General features: G+C 69.7%; 22 protein-coding genes and 1 pseudogene. 17 read left to right on the plus strand and 6 right to left on the minus strand.

All coding sequences use genetic code 11. The features are described 5' to 3' along the window. The first annotated feature begins 159 nt into the window (after positions 1-159). The 15 genes from Q0568_RS11635 (at position 160) to Q0568_RS11705 (ending at position 11417) form a co-directional block, all read left to right on the plus strand. Complete coding sequence (locus tag Q0568_RS11635; RefSeq protein ID WP_298866642.1) at positions 160-507, plus strand: hypothetical protein; 348 nt, start codon at positions 160-162, stop codon at positions 505-507. 230 nt (positions 508-737) lie between these two features. Then, positions 738-1484, plus strand: coding sequence for a DUF1524 domain-containing protein (locus tag Q0568_RS11640; RefSeq protein ID WP_298866646.1), 747 nt, complete (start codon positions 738-740; stop codon positions 1482-1484). A gap of 2 nt (positions 1485-1486) precedes the next feature. Next, a complete protein-coding gene (locus tag Q0568_RS11645; RefSeq protein WP_298866648.1) occupies positions 1487-1966 on the plus strand; it encodes a hypothetical protein in 480 nt (159 codons plus the stop codon). Positions 1967-2187: 221 nt separating this feature from the next. Beyond that, complete coding sequence (locus Q0568_RS11650) at positions 2188-2979, plus strand: hypothetical protein (RefSeq protein WP_298866650.1); 792 nt, start codon at positions 2188-2190, stop codon at positions 2977-2979. A gap of 572 nt (positions 2980-3551) precedes the next feature. After that, the gene (locus tag Q0568_RS11655) at positions 3552-3980 is read left to right on the plus strand and encodes a DUF4113 domain-containing protein (RefSeq protein ID WP_298866652.1); all 429 of its coding nucleotides are present in this window, start codon (positions 3552-3554) and stop codon (positions 3978-3980) included. A gap of 137 nt (positions 3981-4117) precedes the next feature. Beyond that, positions 4118-4651, plus strand: coding sequence for a hypothetical protein (locus Q0568_RS11660; protein WP_298866654.1), 534 nt, complete (start codon positions 4118-4120; stop codon positions 4649-4651). Further along, positions 4648-4890, plus strand: a complete 243-nt coding sequence (locus tag Q0568_RS11665; protein ID WP_298866656.1) for a hypothetical protein — start codon at positions 4648-4650, stop codon at positions 4888-4890. Before Q0568_RS11660 ends, Q0568_RS11665 begins: the two co-directional genes overlap by 4 nt. Positions 4891-5069: 179 nt before the next feature. Further along, entirely contained in the window at positions 5070-5582 is a 513-nt protein-coding gene (locus Q0568_RS11670) for a hypothetical protein (protein ID WP_298866658.1), read from the plus strand. 2 nt (positions 5583-5584) lie between these two features. Next, positions 5585-5863, plus strand: a complete 279-nt coding sequence (locus Q0568_RS11675) for a hypothetical protein (RefSeq protein ID WP_298866660.1) — start codon at positions 5585-5587, stop codon at positions 5861-5863. Between the two features lie 175 nt (positions 5864-6038). Continuing rightward, positions 6039-6698: a type IV toxin-antitoxin system AbiEi family antitoxin domain-containing protein gene (locus Q0568_RS11680; protein WP_298866662.1), complete on the plus strand. Its 660-nt coding sequence runs from the start codon at positions 6039-6041 to the stop codon at positions 6696-6698. After that, a complete protein-coding gene (locus Q0568_RS11685; protein ID WP_298866664.1) occupies positions 6691-7266 on the plus strand; it encodes a nucleotidyl transferase AbiEii/AbiGii toxin family protein in 576 nt (191 codons plus the stop codon). Before Q0568_RS11680 ends, Q0568_RS11685 begins: the two co-directional genes overlap by 8 nt. 66 nt (positions 7267-7332) lie before the next feature. Next, on the plus strand, positions 7333-8997 hold the full coding sequence (gene istA, locus Q0568_RS11690; RefSeq protein WP_298866667.1) for an IS21 family transposase: 1665 nt from the start codon (positions 7333-7335) through the stop codon (positions 8995-8997). Further along, complete coding sequence (gene istB / locus Q0568_RS11695; RefSeq protein ID WP_298866669.1) at positions 8994-9818, plus strand: IS21-like element helper ATPase IstB; 825 nt, start codon at positions 8994-8996, stop codon at positions 9816-9818. Before istA ends, istB begins: the two co-directional genes overlap by 4 nt. A gap of 83 nt (positions 9819-9901) precedes the next feature. Beyond that, on the plus strand, positions 9902-10444 hold the full coding sequence (locus Q0568_RS11700) for a GNAT family protein (protein ID WP_298866672.1): 543 nt from the start codon (positions 9902-9904) through the stop codon (positions 10442-10444). Positions 10445-10514: 70 nt separating this feature from the next. Next, positions 10515-11417: a ketopantoate reductase family protein gene (locus Q0568_RS11705; RefSeq protein WP_298866674.1), complete on the plus strand. Its 903-nt coding sequence runs from the start codon at positions 10515-10517 to the stop codon at positions 11415-11417. Positions 11418-11717: 300 nt separating this feature from the next. On the opposite strand, the gene Q0568_RS11710 is transcribed toward Q0568_RS11705, so the two are convergent. From Q0568_RS11710 to Q0568_RS11730, 5 genes are all read right to left on the minus strand, one after another. After that, entirely contained in the window at positions 11718-12077 is a 360-nt protein-coding gene (locus tag Q0568_RS11710) for a thioredoxin family protein (protein WP_298866676.1), read from the minus strand. A gap of 54 nt (positions 12078-12131) precedes the next feature. Beyond that, positions 12132-12587 carry a heavy metal-responsive transcriptional regulator gene (locus Q0568_RS11715; protein ID WP_298866678.1) on the minus strand — a complete coding sequence of 152 codons (456 nt, stop codon included), beginning with the start codon at positions 12585-12587 and terminating at the stop codon, positions 12132-12134. Between the two features lie 161 nt (positions 12588-12748). Further along, positions 12749-12895, minus strand: coding sequence for a hypothetical protein (locus Q0568_RS11720; protein WP_298866680.1), 147 nt, complete (start codon positions 12893-12895; stop codon positions 12749-12751). A gap of 285 nt (positions 12896-13180) precedes the next feature. Continuing rightward, complete coding sequence (locus Q0568_RS11725) at positions 13181-15646, minus strand: cation-translocating P-type ATPase (protein WP_298866694.1); 2466 nt, start codon at positions 15644-15646, stop codon at positions 13181-13183. Further along, the gene (locus Q0568_RS11730; RefSeq protein ID WP_298866696.1) at positions 15643-15900 is read right to left on the minus strand and encodes a heavy metal-associated domain-containing protein; all 258 of its coding nucleotides are present in this window, start codon (positions 15898-15900) and stop codon (positions 15643-15645) included. The genes Q0568_RS11725 and Q0568_RS11730 overlap by 4 nt, the downstream gene beginning before the upstream one ends. A 414-nt stretch (positions 15901-16314) precedes the next feature. On the opposite strand from Q0568_RS11730, the pseudogene Q0568_RS11735 reads away from it, so the two are divergent. Next, positions 16315-16494: pseudogene (locus Q0568_RS11735) on the plus strand (helix-turn-helix domain-containing protein); the annotation flags it as partial. Positions 16495-16578: 84 nt separating this feature from the next. Here the strand turns inward: Q0568_RS11735 and Q0568_RS11740 are convergent. Next, positions 16579-16896, minus strand: coding sequence for a VOC family protein (locus Q0568_RS11740; protein WP_298866698.1), 318 nt, complete (start codon positions 16894-16896; stop codon positions 16579-16581). Between the two features lie 113 nt (positions 16897-17009). Here Q0568_RS11740 and Q0568_RS11745 point away from each other — a divergent pair, with 113 nt between their 5' ends. Next, the gene (locus tag Q0568_RS11745; RefSeq protein WP_298866701.1) at positions 17010-17585 is read left to right on the plus strand and encodes a nucleotidyl transferase AbiEii/AbiGii toxin family protein; all 576 of its coding nucleotides are present in this window, start codon (positions 17010-17012) and stop codon (positions 17583-17585) included. Positions 17586-17623 lie beyond the last annotated feature (38 nt).

Here is a 17623-nt window from a genome sequence, read left to right on the forward strand (position 1 = left end):
GATCTGCCCTTTCGTCGTGGTCGATGGTACGAGGAGCGACCGACGTTCGCCCCTGCAGCCGATTCTCGGCAATTTCTCCAACCGGGTTGACAACCTCTGAAATTGACTACTATATTAGTACATGTCAAGTCAACTAATAACCAATCAGAGGAGATCATCATGGCCCGCGGATTCGTCGCCCCCGTCATCCGGACCGAGTTCCACGCTCCCGGCCCGCAGGGCCTGAGTGCCACGGCGATGCAGATCCTCGTCGAGCACCCCCACGGCCCGACCGTCTCGTTCGAGCTCCCGGTCGTGCGCTACGACCGGTTCGAGTACCTCGGCGACGTCACCCACAAGTTCGTGCCCGTCGACCAGGTCCCTGCGGATCGCGTCGGCTACATGTACGGCGGCGCACTGGTCCAGGTGCGCAGCGAGCTCGCGACGGCCCTCGGCCTCCCGGCGGCGTACTACCCGCTGCACGACCGCAGCGAGTCGCGGCTCGAGTACGCGGCCAACTCCGACTGAAGCGCTCGCGCCCGGGCCGCCGGCGCTCGCCCGGCCCGGGTGCGAGACCAGGTCGCGGGGCGCGCTTGCATCCTGTTCTGGCATGCCCTATATTCGTACATGTCAAGTCAACTAAAAGAGTCCATGAGCGATCGCGGCTCCCCGCGCCGGCAACACCGACAGCCGGGCCGATGTCCGATCCGGCACCAGGTTCCGTACCTATGGGCTCCGAGAACACCGAGGAGATCCCCGTGAGCAAGAAGTCCATCGCCTTCGTCGTCCTGGGCGTCGCTGCCCTCTTCATCGCGTTCCGGATGGTCGCGCCGACGCTGACTGCCGTCGTCGGCCCCCTCGCCGCGCCGACGCCGATCGACACCGCGGTGCCGACGTCGGCGCCGCAGGCAGAGCAGCCGGCCGGGCCGGTCACTCCGGAGGCCGAGCAGGCGATCGCCGCGCTCGAGCAGATCCCCATCGCGCTCCCGGATCAGACTCCCTACGACCGCCGCCAGTTCGGGCAGGCCTGGGCCGACGTCGACCGGAACGGCTGCGACACCCGCAATGACGTTCTGCGCCGCGACCTCGTCGACACGACGCTGAAGCCCGGCACGCGCGACTGCGTCGTCCTCACCGGCGTGCTGCACGATCCGTACACCGGGAAGACGATCGACTTCACCCGAGGCCAGGGCACCAGCGAGCTCGTGCAGATCGACCACGTCGTGCCCCTCGCCTGGGCATGGCGCCAGGCCGCCGCCGATTGGACCGAGGAGAAGCGTCAGCAGCTCGCGAACGACCCGCTGAACCTGCTCGCCGTTGACGGGCCCACGAACACCTCCAAGAGCGACCAGGGGCCGGCGCTGTGGATGCCGCCGAGCGAGGGTTACCACTGCTCCTACGTCGAGCGCTTTGTCCAGGTGCTCGACTCCTACGACCTGACCGTCACGACCGAAGACCACGCCGCGCTGCAGAGCGAGCTGAGCAGCTGCACGGGAGGCGAGTGATCATGGCCGCCAAGAACCCCGACAGCGACGTCACGGTCGAGAAGGTCGTCTACATCGGCCGCCGGCTCACCGGCGACAACAGGATCGGCTACTGGTATCTGCCGCTCGTCGATGGCGACCTCACCGACAAGGCGACCGGCTCCTACAAGCCGTACCGCGCCGGCCTGCCGGTCGGCGGCATCGTCGAGATCAGCCGACCGAGCGATGCTCCCGATCGGCTCTACACCTCCGGCCCCCGCGGGCCGCGGCTCGTCGCGGCCTGGGATGACGCCGACATGGTCGCCGAGTGGCGGATGCAGGATCTCGCCGACGCACAGGTCCTCGCCCTCAGCAAGCGCGCCAAGAAGGACCTCGACGGCCTGCCCGACGAGTTCAAGGATGCGGTCGACACCCTCGCCCGACACTTCGCCCGGCTCAACCACTCACAGCGCGCAGCGCTCCTCCCGCTCGTCGAGAGCCAGATCCTCGGCAGGCCGCGATGAGCGATGCGAAGCTCTGCAGCGTCGACGACTGCGATCGCGCGATCGTCGCCCGCGGAATGTGCCGGAAGCACTACCTCCGAGCGCACCGCGCCCGCACTCTCGACGATCACCCGCTGCGCGATCGAGCGCGTCACGAGTGCCCTGCTGACCACCCACACACGCACGACACGTGCTGGCTCGAGCACAACTGCCGGTGCGAACGATGCCGGCACGATCGGCAGATGGAGCGGCAGCGTCGTCGCAACCGTCTCACCGCCTACGGACGCACCGATCAGATCCGTGGCGAGCGCGTCGCCGCCGGCCCCGTTCGCGATCACCTGGTGGCCCTGATGGACCACCGGATCGGACTCGAGCGGATCGCAGACGCCGCCGGCATCCCCCGCTCGGTGTGCCTCGATCTCAAGTTCGGGCGCCGCGGCAAGCGGTCAGAGACGAGCCGGACCGTTCAGTGGGTGCGCCGCGAGTACGCGGACCAGCTGCTCGCGCTCACCGCCGACGACATCGAGCGTGCGCTCATCGACTCCGTCGGGACCTCCCGCCGGCTGCAAGCCCTCGTCGCGATCGGGTGGACAGAGACCCAGCTGGCAGAGCGCATGAGCATGGGCGTCGCGAACTTCTGGCGGATCGTCTGCGGGATGCGGCATCGCGTCACCGCGGCGACGGCCGCACGCGCCGCTGAGATCTTCGCCGAGCTGTGGGACCAGCCTCAGACGGGCACCTATGCAGATCAGGCGCGGCGGATCGCCGAACGGCGCGATTGGCGATCGCCTCTCGCCTGGGATGACATCGACACCGACCCAACGCCGGCGGTCGTCGACGAGCCGCAGCGGATTGCGAAGGCCGACGTGTTCCTCGAGGACGTCGAGTTCCTGCTCGACGCGGGCGAAGCACCCGAGCAGGTGGCGATCATCCTGGGCCGCAAGCCCGACGCGATCGCCAAGCTCGCCGAGCGACACGACCGGCTCGACCTCGCCCGGCACTTCTGGTCGACGAAGCGGCAGGCTGCAGCATGAAGACCATGGAATGTCGGCTGTGCCACCGCATCGGCACCCGCGGATTCTTCCCGTGGGGATCCGAGGGGTGGGAGTGCAGCAACGATCGTGCCTGCCGTGCACGGCGCGAGGCTCGGGGCCTGGACGGCGGACGGGTTGTCATCCACCGGGCGCAGCCTGGCCCGCTCGGGTCACCCTCCCGCTGGTTCATCGACCCCGCCGGAGAGCGCTTCTGGCTGCTCGACAACGGCCCCGGATGGGGATGGGAGATCCTGGACGACTCAGGCAACGCCGTTCCCGACGGGGATGGGCTCCTCTCCCTCGACGAAGTCCGTCGATGGGCTACCCGGCTCCCCTCGTGAGCGGCGGAGCCACCTGATAAATTGAAGACCTGGCGCCCGGCCGTTGAGCGGAAATTCCTTCATGGATCTCCTCTCGAGTTAGTTGACTTGACACTTGATTAGCTCCGGCCGGGCGCCTTTCTCTTGCCCTCCCGCACCCGCTGCGGCACGCCCGGGACGAGAAGGTCACGACGCAGGATGGCATCCGCCAGGCGCTGTCGATCTACGCGCAGCAGGCGGCCCGCGCGCCTGGTGCGCCACTCACAGGTCGCGCGCCGCGTCGACGTGTTCGCCGGCACGAGCCACTGGACCGAGCAGAAGCACTACCCGAGCGTGCGCGTGCAGCTCCCGTTCCCCGCCGCGGACCCCGTCGAGCTCACGCGCGCCGCGCACCAGCTACTGCCCCAGATCGAGGACGGCACCAGGTACGCCCGCGCGGGCCTGATGCTCACGGATCTGCTGCCCGCCGGCGTGCACCTGCCGTTGGAGCCCTTCCGCCGCAAGCATGAGGACGCGGGCATTGCCGCCCTCGTCGACGGCGTCCAGAAGAAGGCCGGCAAGGAGGCCCTTGGCCTCGGCTGCGGCGGATTCCGCCCGGGCACGTCCTGGCAGATGAAGCGCGGGATGCTCACGCCGCGCGCGACGACGCACTGGGACGAGCTCGTGCGCGTCCGCGCCTAGCAGCCATCCGCCACCCACGACGCGATCCCTTCGCGGCCGTATCCGCACCTCTTCGGAACCAATCCTGTTGACTATCTCATATTTGTTGCCTATATTGGTTTATGTCAAGTCAACTATCAATTGAGAGGGGTTCCGCCATGGCTATCCTCCTGGCACCCAAGGACACCATCGACCTCATCGTCACCGCCGCGGTGCTCGGCACCCGCAGGGACGATGACGCAGACCACACCCGGCAGCTCGTGCAGCGCGCGGACCAGATCGGTCAGCAGCTATGGGAGGCGAACTACGCCTCGGCGAGCTACGCCCGCGGGATGGAGCTGCCGGCGCCGACATACAGCTGGGAGCCGGTCTTCGATCTCATCTGGCAGGCGTCGACCGACCAGTCCGACTACTCGCTCACCCCGCAGCAGACCCTGCAGGTGGAGCGCTGCCGGCTGTTCCTGAGCGAGAACTCCCGCGAGCACCCAGACTGGGACGACTCCGCGGCGCGACTGTTCCTCGAGCAGCTCGGCGCGGCCGTCGAGTCGCGGCTGCGCGGGTGGCCCACCAGCCCCGGCGAGGATCCCGGCGTGTTCGAGTTCCGTGGGCTCAGCAACGCTCTGCCGCGGTGGACGCGCAGCTCTGGGTTCCCGCAGCTGCGCTCGTCGACGACGCAGGAGCAGGCATCATGACCGCGCTCCCCCAGCATCGGGCGACCGAGGCCCAGCAGCTCGCCCTGCAGTCCTGGATCCGCAGGACCGGCACCACGGCGATCTTCCTGATCACCACGGCGGTGAGCATCCTGCTCGCGCTCGTCTTCGGCACCGACATCTGGCGCATCGCGCTCGCCGGCATCCTGCTCGTCATCCTGATCGCCTGCCTCGCGCTGATCATCGTCAGCGCGACGAGCTTCTTCCGGGACGACTCATGACGGCGCTGACACTCACCCACACCGCGACGGCCGGAACGCTCCTCGACGGCGCCGACAGGAGCGACCGTTCCTCGGAGCTCCTGCACTCGACCGGATGGCGGTGGTCAGCCCGAATCGCGAATTGGTATGTCCCCCGATCGCGTGGTCGGGCGCCGAGCCGGCATCTGATCGCCCGGACCGTGCAGCTGCTCGAGGAAGCCGGCTTCACGGTGGCGGTCGAGATCGGCGAGGCCCCGCATGCCGCCGACGACGCCGAGCAGCGCGCGGCAGCGACGGCGGCCGCGGATGCCGTGCGCCTCGAGCCGCAGGCCGTCGCCCATCGGATCGCGATGCTCGAGACGCAGCGGCAGAAGATCTCCCGCTCGATCGCGGGCTACCGCAACCACCTCGGTCGGCAGTTTCCGCCGGCGGCCGGCGATCAGCTGATCCGCCTGAAGGACGAGCTCGCTCACGTCGACGAGGACCTCGCGCACTGGACACGGGTGCGTGCGCAGCAGATCGCCGACGGTGCCGCGTTCGTCCTCACGCGCGACAACGTCACCCCCGGAGATCTCGTCGAGTACCGTGGCGGGTGGGTCCCGGTCCTGCGCGTCAACGCGAAGTCGGTCTCCGTCCCCAGCGCCGCCGGCGGCTCCTGGGCGGAGACGATCCCCTATCACCAGATCAGCGGGCACCAGCCGAAGCAGGTGTGATCGTGCACGTCACCATCCGATGGGAGACCCGACAGGAGCACACCGCCTTCGTCGACGTCGACGAGCTCGCGATCGCGACGTGGGTGCTTCGCTCGCTGCCGATCGGGACACTGGCCGATGACGACGAGCCTCGCCCGCCCACGCTCGAAGAGCTGCAGTCGGCGATGGCGCGGAACGGGCATCTGCGGATCCGGCTCACGCAGCTGTATGTGATCGCTCATGGCGGTGGCGAGCCTGACCCCGCGACCCGTCGAGACGGAAGGCCCACCGAACAGAGTTGACCCCCGAGAGGATGCAGCACCTCTCGGGGGTCTTGGTAATGAATGGGCTCTCAAAGTGTCTCATATGTCTTACCTGTCCTCAAGCCCCCGACTGCCGATTCGGCGGCCCACCGACAGCTCCCAACTCTGAAACGAGCTACAGCATTTGTTACCTGTTTCCGGTACAATTGCTGACATGGCTGGAAAGACGATCGCAGACCTCGGCGAGCTCGCGGCAGAGCGGTGGGGCATGTTCACCACCGCCCAGGCGGCGCGCGCCGGCGTCTCGCGCAAGACCCTCTCGGGTCTGACCTCCTCGAGGGCGATCCATCGCGTCGCGCAGGGCGTCTATCGGATGGCCGGCGCCCCGGAGCCCGAGCACGAGTTCATCTACGCACCGTGGCTCGCCCTCGGCGGTGCGACGCTGCCGACGACCGCCGACGGCGTCCCGGCGGTCGTCGTCGCCGGCGAGAGCGCGGCGATCGCCCACGGCATCGGCGACTGGTTCCCCGGCGTCGTCGACGTGATGACGCCGGCGCGGCGCACCACTCGACTTCCGGACGTCCGGCTGCGCACCCGGCGCCTCTCCCCCGACGAGGTCGTGTTCCTCAACGGGCTGCCCACGCTCACCGTCGAGCGCACGATCGCGGATCTCCTCGAGCAGTGGGCCGACCAGTCCCTCGTCGTCGACGCGCTACGCCAGGCCGCCGAGCAGGGCAAGCTCCTCTCACCTCGCCGGCTCGCGGAGTTCCTCGAGCCGATCGCGGCCGCACACGGCGCCGCGTCCAGCGGCGAGCTCGCCGCGCAGCTGATGCAGGATGCCGGCCTGGTGACCGGGGCGACGCCTCGTGGCTGACGAGGGCGGCTACCGCAGCTGGCAGGGCATCGCGCAGGCGATCAAGTCCGAGGCCGGCCGTGCGGCGAAGGCCGGCGAGAGCAGCCTCAACGTGAACGAGCAGATCATGCAGGCGAACCATGACAGGTTCCTCTCTCGCGTCTTCGCAGACGGGGCCGACTCCGAATGGCTGCTCAAGGGCGGGACCGCGATGCTCGCTCGCGTACCGAAGGCCCGGGCCACGAAGGACCTGGATCTGGCGGCCACCAACGCCGCCGATCTCGACGCCGCTCAGGAGGCTCTACAGCGCGCGGCTTCCCGAGATCTCGGTGACCACATCCGATTCCAGCTGACCGGCGCCCGGGAGACGGGGCTGGGACAGAACCAGCCCGGAGTCGAGACCCGCCGGCTGGTATTCACCGCGCAGGACGCCGACACCGGCCGCAAGCTGTTCGACGTGCCGATCGACGTCGTCGTGGGGCCTCCCCCGATCGGGACCGTGGAGACTGGTTGTGACAGTTTGGTTCGGCCCCGTTGTGACGGCCTGATCTGGCCCCGCGTGCGACTTGCCGGGGTGTTGACGGTCTGAACTGGCCCCACCCCTTCACGCTGGTCCCCATCACTGGGAACCAGTCGCGAGGGCAAGGGAGCCAAGATGGGGTCACGAGTGCAGCTGTACGCCGACATCCGCCACGACGCGCGAGTCGATGGCCTGTCCATCCGCGAGCTCGCCCGCAAACACGGAGTCCACCGCCGCACCGTCCGCCAGGCACTCGCTGCTGCCGAACCCCCACCCCGCAAGAAGCCGGTCCGCACGGCACCGCGCCTGGACCCGTACAAGCCGGCCATCGACGAGATGCTCACCTATGACCTGGCCGCGCCGCGCAAGCAGCGTCATACCGCGACCAGGATCCTGGCCCGGCTACGCGACGAGCACGGCGCCACGGACCTGTCGTACTCGACGGTGCGGGACTACGTGCGGGTCCGGCGCGCGCAGATCGATCTGGAGGCCGGGCGTCGGGTGGAGGCGATGGTGCCGCAGGACCACGCCCCCGGCGCGGAGGCCGAGGTCGACTTCGGCGAGGTCTACGTCATCCTCGACGGCGTCAAGACCAAGTGCCACATGTTCGTCTACCGCCTGTCCCACTCGGGCAAGGCCATCCACCGCGTCTACCCGACGGGCGGGCAGGAAGCCTTCCTCGAGGGACACATCGAGGCCTTCCACGCCCTGGGCGGGATCCCGACCCGCCACATCCGCTACGACAACCTCACCTCCGCCGTGGTGCAGGTCATCCACGGCGGTGACCGGCTCCGCGAGGAGAACGAACGCTGGGTGCTGTTCCGCTCCCACTACGGCTTCGACGCGTTCTACTGTCAGCCGGGCATCGACGGCGCCCACGAAAAAGGTGGCGTCGAGGGCGAGGTCGGCTGGTTCCGCCGCAACCACCTCACCCCCATGCCCGAGGTCGCCAGCCTGGACGAACTCAATGACAAGATCCGCGCCTGGGAACACGATGACAACACCCGCCGCATCACCGGCCATGCGAACACGATCGGGCAGGACTACCACGCCGAACTCGACCACCTGGCGCCGTTGCCGGCCGACGACTTCGACCCCGGCTTGATCCTCCACCCCCGGGTCGATCGCTCCGCCCTGATCACCGTCCGCATGGTCAAGTACTCCGTCCCCGCGCACCTGATCGGGCAACGCGTCCGCGTGTCCCTGCGGGCCTCGTGCGTGGTCGTGTTCGAGGGCCGCACCGTCGTCGCCACCCACCCCCGCCTCGGCACCCGTGGCGTGACCCGGGTCGAGCTGGACCACTACCTCGAAGTGCTGCGGCACAAGCCCGGCGCGTTCCCCGGCTCCACCGCCCTCGCGCAGGCTCTCGCCGCCGGGGCATTCACCGCAGCCCACGACGCGTTCTGGGCCGCCGCCCGCAGGACCAGCGGCGACGTAGCCGGCACCCAAGCGTTGATCGACGTGTTCCTGCTCCACCGATCCCTCCCGGCCGATGCCGTGATCGCCGGCATCACCTCAGCCCTGTCGGTCGGCGCCATCAGCCCCGACGTCGTCGCCGTCGAAGCCCGCCGCCACGCCACCGGCCACACACCCGCCCCAGCCAGCCCGACCAGGGGCGGGACGGTCGTGAACCTGCCACCACGACGCCCCACCGACCCGCACCAGGTCATCGCGCACCTGCCCGAGGACACCCGCCCCCTGCCCACTGTCACCGCCTACGACGAACTCCTGCGTCGTCGCCAACCCGACCCCGCCCCGGCCTCCGCCGAGGTCCACCACATCCAGACAGGAACCCCATGACCACCAGCACCAGCAACCGCCAGGGCGGTCTTCGCCGCCGTCACAGCCTCACCGAACAAGCCGCCCAAGCCGCGATCGACCAGGCCTGCCGCCGGCTCCGGCTGCCCACGATCCGCGCCGTGATCGATGACGCCGTCGCGGCCGCCGCGAAGGAACAACTCACCTATCAAGGCTTCCTCGCCGAACTCCTGCTCTCCGAGGTCGACGACCGCGACCGGCGCTCCACCCTGCGCCGCATCAAGAGCGCCGGCTTCCCCCGCGAGAAATGGCTCGCCGACTTCGACTTCACCGCAAACCCCAACATCAACCCCGCCACCATCAACGAGCTCGCCACCGGCGACTGGATCCGCCGCGGCGACCCCCTGTGCCTGATCGGGGACTCCGGCACCGGCAAATCCCACCTGCTCATCGCGCTCGGCACCGCCGCCGCCGAACAGGGCTACCGCGTCCGCTACACCCTCGCCACCCGGCTCGTGAACGAACTCGTCGAAGCCGCCGACGAGAAACAACTCACCAAGACCATCAACCGCTACGGACGCGTCGACCTCCTCGTTATTGACGAGCTCGGCTACATGGAACTCGACCGGCGAGGCGCCGAACTGCTGTTCCAAGTCCTCACCGAACGCGAAGAGAAGAACGCCATCGCGATCGCGTCCAACCAGTCCTTCTCCGCCTGGACCGACACCTTCACCGACCCTCGCCTGTGCGCAGCGATCGTCGACCGCCTCACCTACAACGCCACCATCATCGAAACCGGCACCAACTCCTACCGCCTCGCCCACACCCGAGCCCGCCACCAGACCCCCTCCACAGGCGCGTGACATTCCTAAACTGCCGATGACGGGACGTTGGGAAGCGGCCGAAATTGGTTGCCGAATCCCGCCGTTCCTGTTCCACTGGGCCGATGTTGCCCACCACCGTCCCAACCCTCCACGGACACCACGTCACCTTGCGGCCCTTCCGCGACGACGACGCACCACTGGTCCAGATGGCCGCGAGCGACCCGCTCATCCCGCTCATCACCACCGTCCCCACCTCGGGCGCGCGGGACGACGCCTTGGACTACATCGCGCGGCAACACGACCGGCTGCCCAGTGGTGCTGGCTACTCCTTCGCCATCGCCGACGCAGCAACCGACAACGCTGTCGGGCAGATCGGGCTGTGGCTCGCCGACATCCGCCACGGCAGGGCGAGCACCGGGTACTGGATCGCCGCCCCGTACCGCCGCCGTGGGCTCATGGCCGATGCGCTCCACACCCTGACCTCGTGGGCCTTGGCCTTGGGAGAAGTGAAGCGCCTGGAGTTGTACGTCGAACCCTGGAACGAGGGATCGTGGCGCACAGCCGAGTCTTGTGGCTTCGAGCGTGAAGGCCTGCTGCGGTCTTGGCAAGAGGTGGGCGACCAGCGCAAGGACATGTACATGTACAGCCAGCTTCCCGTCGGCTGAGGAGACGCGCGCTTCTGCCGCCGGTGGCGCACCGGCACTTCTGGGTCCTCTTGGCGCATAAGCTCGCACTATGGCGCGTGTGAGGGTGCTCGGGGCAGGTGTCGTTGGATCGGTCTACGCGGCGCTGCTGGCCGACGCCGGTCACGAGGTCACCCTGATCGCACGAGGATCGAGACTCGTCGACCTGCGCCGCCATGGACTGCTCGTGGGCCTCGACGGCCGGATCCTTGCGCCCGACGTGGCCGTGACGAAGTCACCGGAAGTGACAGACTCCGACGTCCTGCTGGTCGCCGTTCGCGGTGACCAGTTGGCTGCGGCCCTGGACGACATCGCAGCCAGCCCGGCTGGGTGGGTCTGGATGTTCACCAACCCCCTCGAGCTGCGCAGTGACGTGGAGGCTCGCCTGGGCTGCGACCGGCTGGTCTGGTGCTTCTCCGGTGTGGGCGGCGGCGTGAAGGACGGGCAGGTGACCGCCCACCGGGTGGGGCAGCAGCCCACCGTGGTCGAGGGCGGGGCAGCCGGCTCCAAGTTCGCGTCGCAGCTGCTCGGCGCGATCGACCCCCACCTGCGGACCGAGCCGGACATGCACGCCTGGTTGGACACCCACACGGTGTTCGTGGCCGCCATGGCCGCCCTGGTCCTGGAGCAGCCCTTGGAGACGCGATCACAGCGAGTGCGCGGCGCTGTCCTGCTGGTTCGGGCCATGCGACAGGCCTTCGACTCCCTCGAAGCGCAGGGGGCTCGCATCACACCGCGCAACCTGCGGATGATCTTCGGCCGGGTGCCCCTGCCGATCGCCGCCCTGTACTGGGCTGCGCAGCTGTCACGACCCGTCGTGCAGGTGTCCATGCTCCCCCATGCCACCGCGACCCGAACCACCGAACAGCGGGCCGTGGCCGCTCACGCCCTGGACCTCGCGGGCCACGGCCCCGGCCTCTACCGCCAGCTGCTCGCTCCTTTGGTCGGCACCTGAGAGTCCTCATGCCCCTCCTCCAGGAGGCGATCAATGAGGCAGAGCGATATGCCGCTCGGAAAGGTCTCGCAAGCGGGTTGCCCGAAATCCGCCGTCTCTCCGATAGCCTCGGGCAGGTCGGCTCGTAGCCGTGAGCTCCCAAGGCTGCGCTGACGCGGGCTTGGCCCGGAGGGCGAGGGGCCGCGCCTGCTGCGCCGACCGGATGCGGCTGCAGCAGCCCTCCTCACACCACCGGCGCCCCGGCCGCGAGATGGTCTCCACCCGGCGTCGGCGTATCCGCGCCGCCCGGCCGTGCTGTGCTCAGCCCTCGTCGTGGCCCGGAGGCTTCTGGGGGGAGTCCACGGCGGCGGTGAGGAGGCCTTCGAGGTCGGCGTCGCGGATCAGCCCGTCGAGACGGGCGAGCTCGGCGCCGTCGCGGAGCAGGACCAGGGTGGGGATGCTCATCACGTCGAACCGGGCAGGGGTGGCCTGGTCTGCGTCGACGTCGATGCGGTAGCCGGTGAACGCACGCGGATGCCGGGCCGCGAAGGCGTCCAGACGCGGTTCCAGGGCCCGGCACGGCGGGCAGGTTGCCTGCCAGAAGTCCAAGAGGACCAGTCCGCCCGCCCCGAGGGCCTCGGCCACCCGCTGCGCCGGCAAGATCGGAAACTGCTGAGTCATTTCCTCCCTCTCGTTCGTTGCGCCCCCCGCCGGCTGGCAAGCTGGCCAACGGTCTCAGGCGCTGTGGGCAAGAGAAACGGCCTGCTTGGATGCCTTCTGCTCGATGATGCGGCACACGACCGCGTCCTGGCCGGACCGACGGGCCTGATCCGCGGTGCGCCGCGCGGCGAGCAGGGACGAACGGAGCTGGCGGAGTTCGGCCATCGCACGGTCGATCTGGGTCAGATGGGCATCGAGCAGCCCGACGACCCGGCCGCAGGGCTGGGACCCGCCCCGCTGGAGGTCGAGGACGTCCCCGATCTCGGACAGGGTCAGGCCGAGCGTCTTCGCCTGACGGATGAACCGCAGAACGGAGACGTCATCGCCGCTGAAGAGCCGATACCCGGCCTCCGTGCGCTCGGCAGGGGGCAGAAGCCCCTTCTCCTCGTAGACCCGGATCGCCTTGCGGGTCACCCCAGCCTCCTCGGCTGCCCGCCCGACCGTGTAGAAGTCCCTGTCGCCAGTGCGCATCGTGCCTCCAAGATCTGTTCGCTGCTGTGCTCCAACCAGTATCAACCCGGACCTTAGGGCCGAGTTCAAGCCCGAACCTTCCTGACCCCCAAAAGGGCGCTTGTGCGGCGGGACTTCGGATTCCTGCTTCGGGGAGCGACAGAGCCGGGCCGGGCGCGGGCTTATGAGACCTTCTCCATGCTGTGCCCGCAGCAGCAGCGGGGTGCCTGGTCGCCGGTGTCGGTCTCGACGGCGCCCTTCGTCACCCTGATCTCGCACCCGCAGGCGGGGTCCGGACACCTGTACTGTTCGCCTTCCTTGAGGGCCATGGGCTTTTCCTTCCTCGTGAGTGCTCCGTTGCGGAGCGCCTGTGCTTGCATCCGATGTGTATTCCCTTGCCCCTAGGGCGGGGTCAAGGGGGCCGGCGCCGACCTTCTTGCCGGGGGCGGCTCGCCGAAGCCTGCCCCCGGTCCGGCGGGCCGTGCCGTGGCCCTGTCGACAGGCGGGCCGGCCGAGCAGAGCGGGCTGCGGAAGGCGGGCCGGCCGAGCAGAGCGGGCTGCGGAAGGCGGGGAAGACGCCCGTTGCAGTCCTCCCCCCGTTCCGCCGGGGCCGCTCACCGCTGGTGCCGGTCCTGGCCTTCGCGGGCCCGTCGGGCCTTGACGCTGGCGATCGCCTCGAACAGCAGGGCGGGCCGGGTGCCAATGGAGTTCAGGAAGATCGCCGTGACCGAGGCGGCCATCGCGACCATCGCCCAGACCGGATAGACCAGCCCCGTGACCGCCAGGGGCACCCCGATGCCGTTGAACAGGAAGGCCAGGGCGACGTTGGCCCTGGTCCGCCGGTAGGAGGAGTCGCTGATGTTCCGGGCCTCCACCACCGCGCCCAGACCGGTGCCGAGCAGGACGATGTCGGCGGACTCGACCGCGATGTCCGTGTGCTGGCCCGCGGCTATGCCGACGTCCGCCTGCATCAGGGCCGGGGCGTCGTTGACGCCGTCGCCGACCATCGCCACCCGGGTCCTGCCGGCCTGGAGGGCCCGGACGATCTCGGCCTTGCCCTCCGGGCGGACCTGTGCCCTGACCTCGTCGATGCCTAGGGCGGAGGCGACCCGGGCGGCGGCGCGGGGGTTGTCGCCGGTGACCAGGACCGGCTGCATCCCGGCCTTGCGCATCGCGGCGACGGCTTCGGCCGCGTCCGGGCGGATGCGGTCGGCCAGGGCGATCAGGCCCTCGAGGGCGCCGCCGCGGGCGAGGGCGATCACCGTGTCGCCGGCGGCCTCCCGCTGGTCGATGCGGTGCCCCAGGGGCGCCAGGTCCACGCCCTGGGAGGCCAGGAACGCCGGCGAGCCGACGATGAGCTCCTGGCCCGCCACGCTAGCGCGGACGCCGGAACCGGTCACGGACTCGAAGCCCTCGACGGGGGCGGGCGTGATCCCGCGCTCGGCCGCGGCGGCGACGACCGCGCGGGCCAGGGGGTGCTGGGAGTGCTGCTCCGCCGCCGCGGCCAGGACCAGCACCCGCTCGTCGGTGCCTACGGCCGCTTCGACCGCGGTCACCTCGGGCTTGCCCTCGGTGAGGGTGCCGGTCTTGTCCAGCACGATCCGGCGCACCTGCCGGAAGGTCTGGAACGCCTCGCCGGTACGCATCACGATCCCGTGGTCGGCGGCGGCCCCGGTCCCGCGGACGATCGCCAGCGGGGCCGCGATCCCGACCGCGCAGGGGTACCCCATCACGAGCACGCTCAGCCCGGCGAACACCGCACGTCGCACGTCCGGCTCCCCGGTCAGGGCCCAGCTGCCGGCGAGCCAGGCGGCCACGGCGAGGACCGACAGGCTCAGGATGGTCGGGGTGTACAGGCGCAGGACCCGGTCGACCAGGTGCAGGATGCCGGGCTTGAGTGCCCGGGCATCCTCGACGTGCCGGACGATCTGGGCCAGGAAGCCCTCGGCCGAGGTCGCCGTGACCTCCACCAGCAGAGTCCCGGTGCCGTTGACCGACCCGCTGAGGACCTCATCGCCGGGGCCCACGTCCGCGGGCACGGGCTCGCCCGTGACAAGGGCCAGGTCCACCGCGGAGGAGCCCTCGCGGACGGTGCCGTCCAGGGGGATCCGCTCCCCGGGCCGGATCCGCACGAAGTCCCCGACCCTGACCTGCTCAACCGGGACCTCCGCCTCGGACCCGTCCGGGCCGAGGCGGCGGGCCAGGTCGGGCTGGAGGTCCAGAAGCCGGCGCACGGACTGGCTCGAGCGGGTCTTGACCAGCAGAGAGAGCCATTCAGAGAAGATGTGGTAGTTCATGATCAGCACGGTCACAGCGAAGAACGCCGCCGTGGGGTAGTCCGGCAGGGCCCCGGTGAGCCCGATCGCCCCGCCGACGATCCCCGCGAACGCCCCGGCCTCCAGCAGCACGTGCTGGTTCAGGATCCCGCGCCGGGCCGACTGGTACGCCATGCGCAGGATGTGCGGGCCGATCCCGAGAACCGCCGCCGCGGCCAGGACCCCGGCGAGCTGCCCGACCAACGGCCCGCCCAACACCCCGGCCCCGCGCAGCGCCAGCGCCGCGACCCCCGGGGCGACGACCCCTGCCGCTCCGGCCAGGGCCCGGCCCCTGCCGGAGGAACGCAGGAGCGCATAGGACAGGGGCACCATCAGGACCACGACCGTGGCCGGGACGATCACCGAGAGCACCCCTGTCACCGAGGCGATCAGCCCGATGGCACTCAGACTGGCCGTCACCGCCGCCAGCAGCCGGATCCCTTCCCGGACGAGGGCGGACTCCTCCTCCTCGAAGGGGCGCAGCTTGCGCGGATCGTACAGCTCGTAGCCGATGTCCCGCAGTGTCCCCAGGATCTCCTCCGGTGCCACGGCGTCGGGGTCGTAGTCGACCAGTGCCTGCTCGTGGGTCAGGGACACCGCGACCTTCGCCACCCCGTCCATGCGGCCCAGGGCCTTCTCGATCGTGCCCGTGCACAGCGAGCAGTGCAGCCCGGCGATCCGGGCGCGGATCCGCTCCTGGCCCGGCTCGGCTCCTGGCTCGGACGCCCACAGCTGCGGGGCCTCCTCCTTAACCTCGGTGCTCACCGAAGACCACCCCCCGCTGCGGCTTCGGGCTCGGCGCCGACCACCTGGTACCCGGCGCGGGTGATCGTCTCCGCGAGCACCGACCAGTCGGTGCCACCCCCGCGCAGGCCGACCTCGACCCGCCCGCTCACGTGGTCCGCGTTGGCGTCCGAGACGCCGTCGACACGACGCAGCGCGTTGCGCAGCCGCTGCTCGCAGCCCGTGCACGTCATGCCCTCGACCTGCAGCACGATGGTCTCCAGTGCCTTCTCCATGGCTGTTCCTTCCTTCCGTTTCCATGGTTCCCGGGCCTCGTCCCGGATCTCCACCGATGCTAGAACCTGGCCCCTACGGCAAGGTCAAGCCCGTCTCCCGGGCATCGGGCTTCGGGGTATCCGGGTGCTGGTCCCGCTCGCTCCTCGAGGTTAGAACCCGGACCCACAGGCAAGGTCAAGCCCCGGCTTCGGCGAACACCGGCCCGACCGGCGCGCAGGGTCAGCCCGACAGTCTCAGTCCTCGTCTGACACGTCGAGCCACAGTCCGGCGTACCGGGCGTTGCTGGCGGATCGGCAAGGGGAGCCGGAAGCAGCAGGGGCTTTGCCGATGCGGATCGTCGACGTTCCGTCGCTGTGCTCGGCGTCGACCAGGCGCGTGCGGCTGATCTGGTGGGGGCGGATCCCGAAGAGGAGGGCCTAGAAGCCGCCCGCCGCGCAGGCCGCACCCCCGGCCGCAGGCCCAAGATGACACCCTCCAAGATCAGATCCGCCAGAACCCTCCTGGCCGACGGCACACCACCACGCGAAGTCGCCAAGAACCTCGGCGTCTCCATCCCCACCCTCTACCGCTGGCTCCCCGCCACCGACCGCTGAACCAAGAAACGGAGCCCCGAGTACGCCAACAACCCACTTGAAACCGGCTTAGCGTACTCTGAGCTCCCTTTTCTCAAGCCACCCCTACCACTTGTCTTCCGGCTCCATGAACAGCGGCCAGTTCGCCTCGCGGAGCTGCTTGAGTTGATCGGCAACATCGGGCACCGAAATCTGGAAGTTGATCCCGCGCCCCAACGGTGGGTCGAAGGGTGCCGTTCGCCACGTCCTGCCGATGTCGGCTTGGTCGAGCATCAGGTGGGCGTCACCCAGCGCGAGGTAGGCAAAGCCCTCCTCGGGCCTGTCGTAGAGCACCTCGAAGGCGAGCAGGTCACGCCAGAACCGGACGGACACATCGCAGTCGGTGACGGCCAGCTCTGGCACCAGAGAAGGTTCAGCACTCATGGGCACCAGCCTCTCAGAAGCATCTGCCGAACGCCCTGTGCTGCCGTTGGTCTCGCGTTAGCTGGAGCCAAGTCGGCCCGTCATCCCGGGGCCGGATGGAGTTGACATAGCCAGTGGAGACCGCAGATCCGTCGAACCGGCTGCAGCTCGGCCGCCCCATCCAAACCCACCCCTACCGCCTGTTCCCGATCGCCGATCAGATCGCGGAGAAGGTGACCGCGACGATGGGCACCTACGCCGGCCGCCCCAGCAGCCGGGTGAAGGATCTCGTCGACCTGGTCACGATCGCCAACACCCAGACCGTCAACCTGCGGGAGCTGCAGATGGCGATCGACGCCAAGCGCGCACTCTCCCGCACCCCAGCGTTCGACGAGTTCGCCGTGCCCGCCGACTGGGAGCGCAGCTATCGCCCGCTCGCGATGAAGACGCCGGCCGCGCGCGACGTCGACGCGCAGCAGGCCGTCGCCCTCGCCAAGCAACTCGTCGACCCGGCGCTCGTCGACGAGCCGGTGGCCTCCGATGTCACGTGGGTGCCCGGCCGCGGGTGGACCGATGACCCCGACGTCCTCGCCGAGGGGCGCCCGGAGCCGGCGCCGCCGGGCGGCGACGTGCACGTGACCAGCCACGTCCGAGGCGGCCATCCGGTCACCGAGCACTGGCGCGCAGCGCGCGGCTCCGGGCAGAGCTGAGTGCACATCCTCCAACCGGGTTGACAGGCGTACCGACC

Source organism: uncultured Microbacterium sp., from assembly GCF_937927635.1.
Lineage (GTDB): Bacteria > Actinomycetota > Actinomycetes > Actinomycetales > Microbacteriaceae > Microbacterium.

Bases quoted from the DNA above. Each gene is read 5' to 3' on its own strand.
- Q0568_RS11635 (WP_298866642.1), top strand. From the start codon at position 160: ATGGCCCGCGGATTCGTCGCCCCCGTCATCCGGACCGAGTTCCACGCT.
- Q0568_RS11645 (WP_298866648.1), top strand. From the start codon at position 1,487: ATGGCCGCCAAGAACCCCGACAGCGACGTCACGGTCGAGAAGGTCGTC.
- Q0568_RS11650 (WP_298866650.1), top strand. From the start codon at position 2,188: ATGGAGCGGCAGCGTCGTCGCAACCGTCTCACCGCCTACGGACGCACC.
- Q0568_RS11660 (WP_298866654.1), top strand. From the start codon at position 4,118: ATGGCTATCCTCCTGGCACCCAAGGACACCATCGACCTCATCGTCACC.
- Q0568_RS11665 (WP_298866656.1), top strand. From the start codon at position 4,648: ATGACCGCGCTCCCCCAGCATCGGGCGACCGAGGCCCAGCAGCTCGCC.
- Q0568_RS11680 (WP_298866662.1), top strand. From the start codon at position 6,039: ATGGCTGGAAAGACGATCGCAGACCTCGGCGAGCTCGCGGCAGAGCGG.
- istA (WP_298866667.1), top strand. From the start codon at position 7,333: ATGGGGTCACGAGTGCAGCTGTACGCCGACATCCGCCACGACGCGCGA.
- istB (WP_298866669.1), top strand. From the start codon at position 8,994: ATGACCACCAGCACCAGCAACCGCCAGGGCGGTCTTCGCCGCCGTCAC.
- Q0568_RS11700 (WP_298866672.1), top strand. From the start codon at position 9,902: ATGTTGCCCACCACCGTCCCAACCCTCCACGGACACCACGTCACCTTG.
- Q0568_RS11705 (WP_298866674.1), top strand. From the start codon at position 10,515: ATGGCGCGTGTGAGGGTGCTCGGGGCAGGTGTCGTTGGATCGGTCTAC.
- Q0568_RS11710 (WP_298866676.1), bottom strand. From the start codon at position 12,077: ATGACTCAGCAGTTTCCGATCTTGCCGGCGCAGCGGGTGGCCGAGGCC.
- Q0568_RS11715 (WP_298866678.1), bottom strand. From the start codon at position 12,587: ATGCGCACTGGCGACAGGGACTTCTACACGGTCGGGCGGGCAGCCGAG.
- Q0568_RS11720 (WP_298866680.1), bottom strand. From the start codon at position 12,895: ATGGCCCTCAAGGAAGGCGAACAGTACAGGTGTCCGGACCCCGCCTGC.
- Q0568_RS11730 (WP_298866696.1), bottom strand. From the start codon at position 15,900: ATGGAGAAGGCACTGGAGACCATCGTGCTGCAGGTCGAGGGCATGACG.
- Q0568_RS11740 (WP_298866698.1), bottom strand. From the start codon at position 16,896: ATGAGTGCTGAACCTTCTCTGGTGCCAGAGCTGGCCGTCACCGACTGC.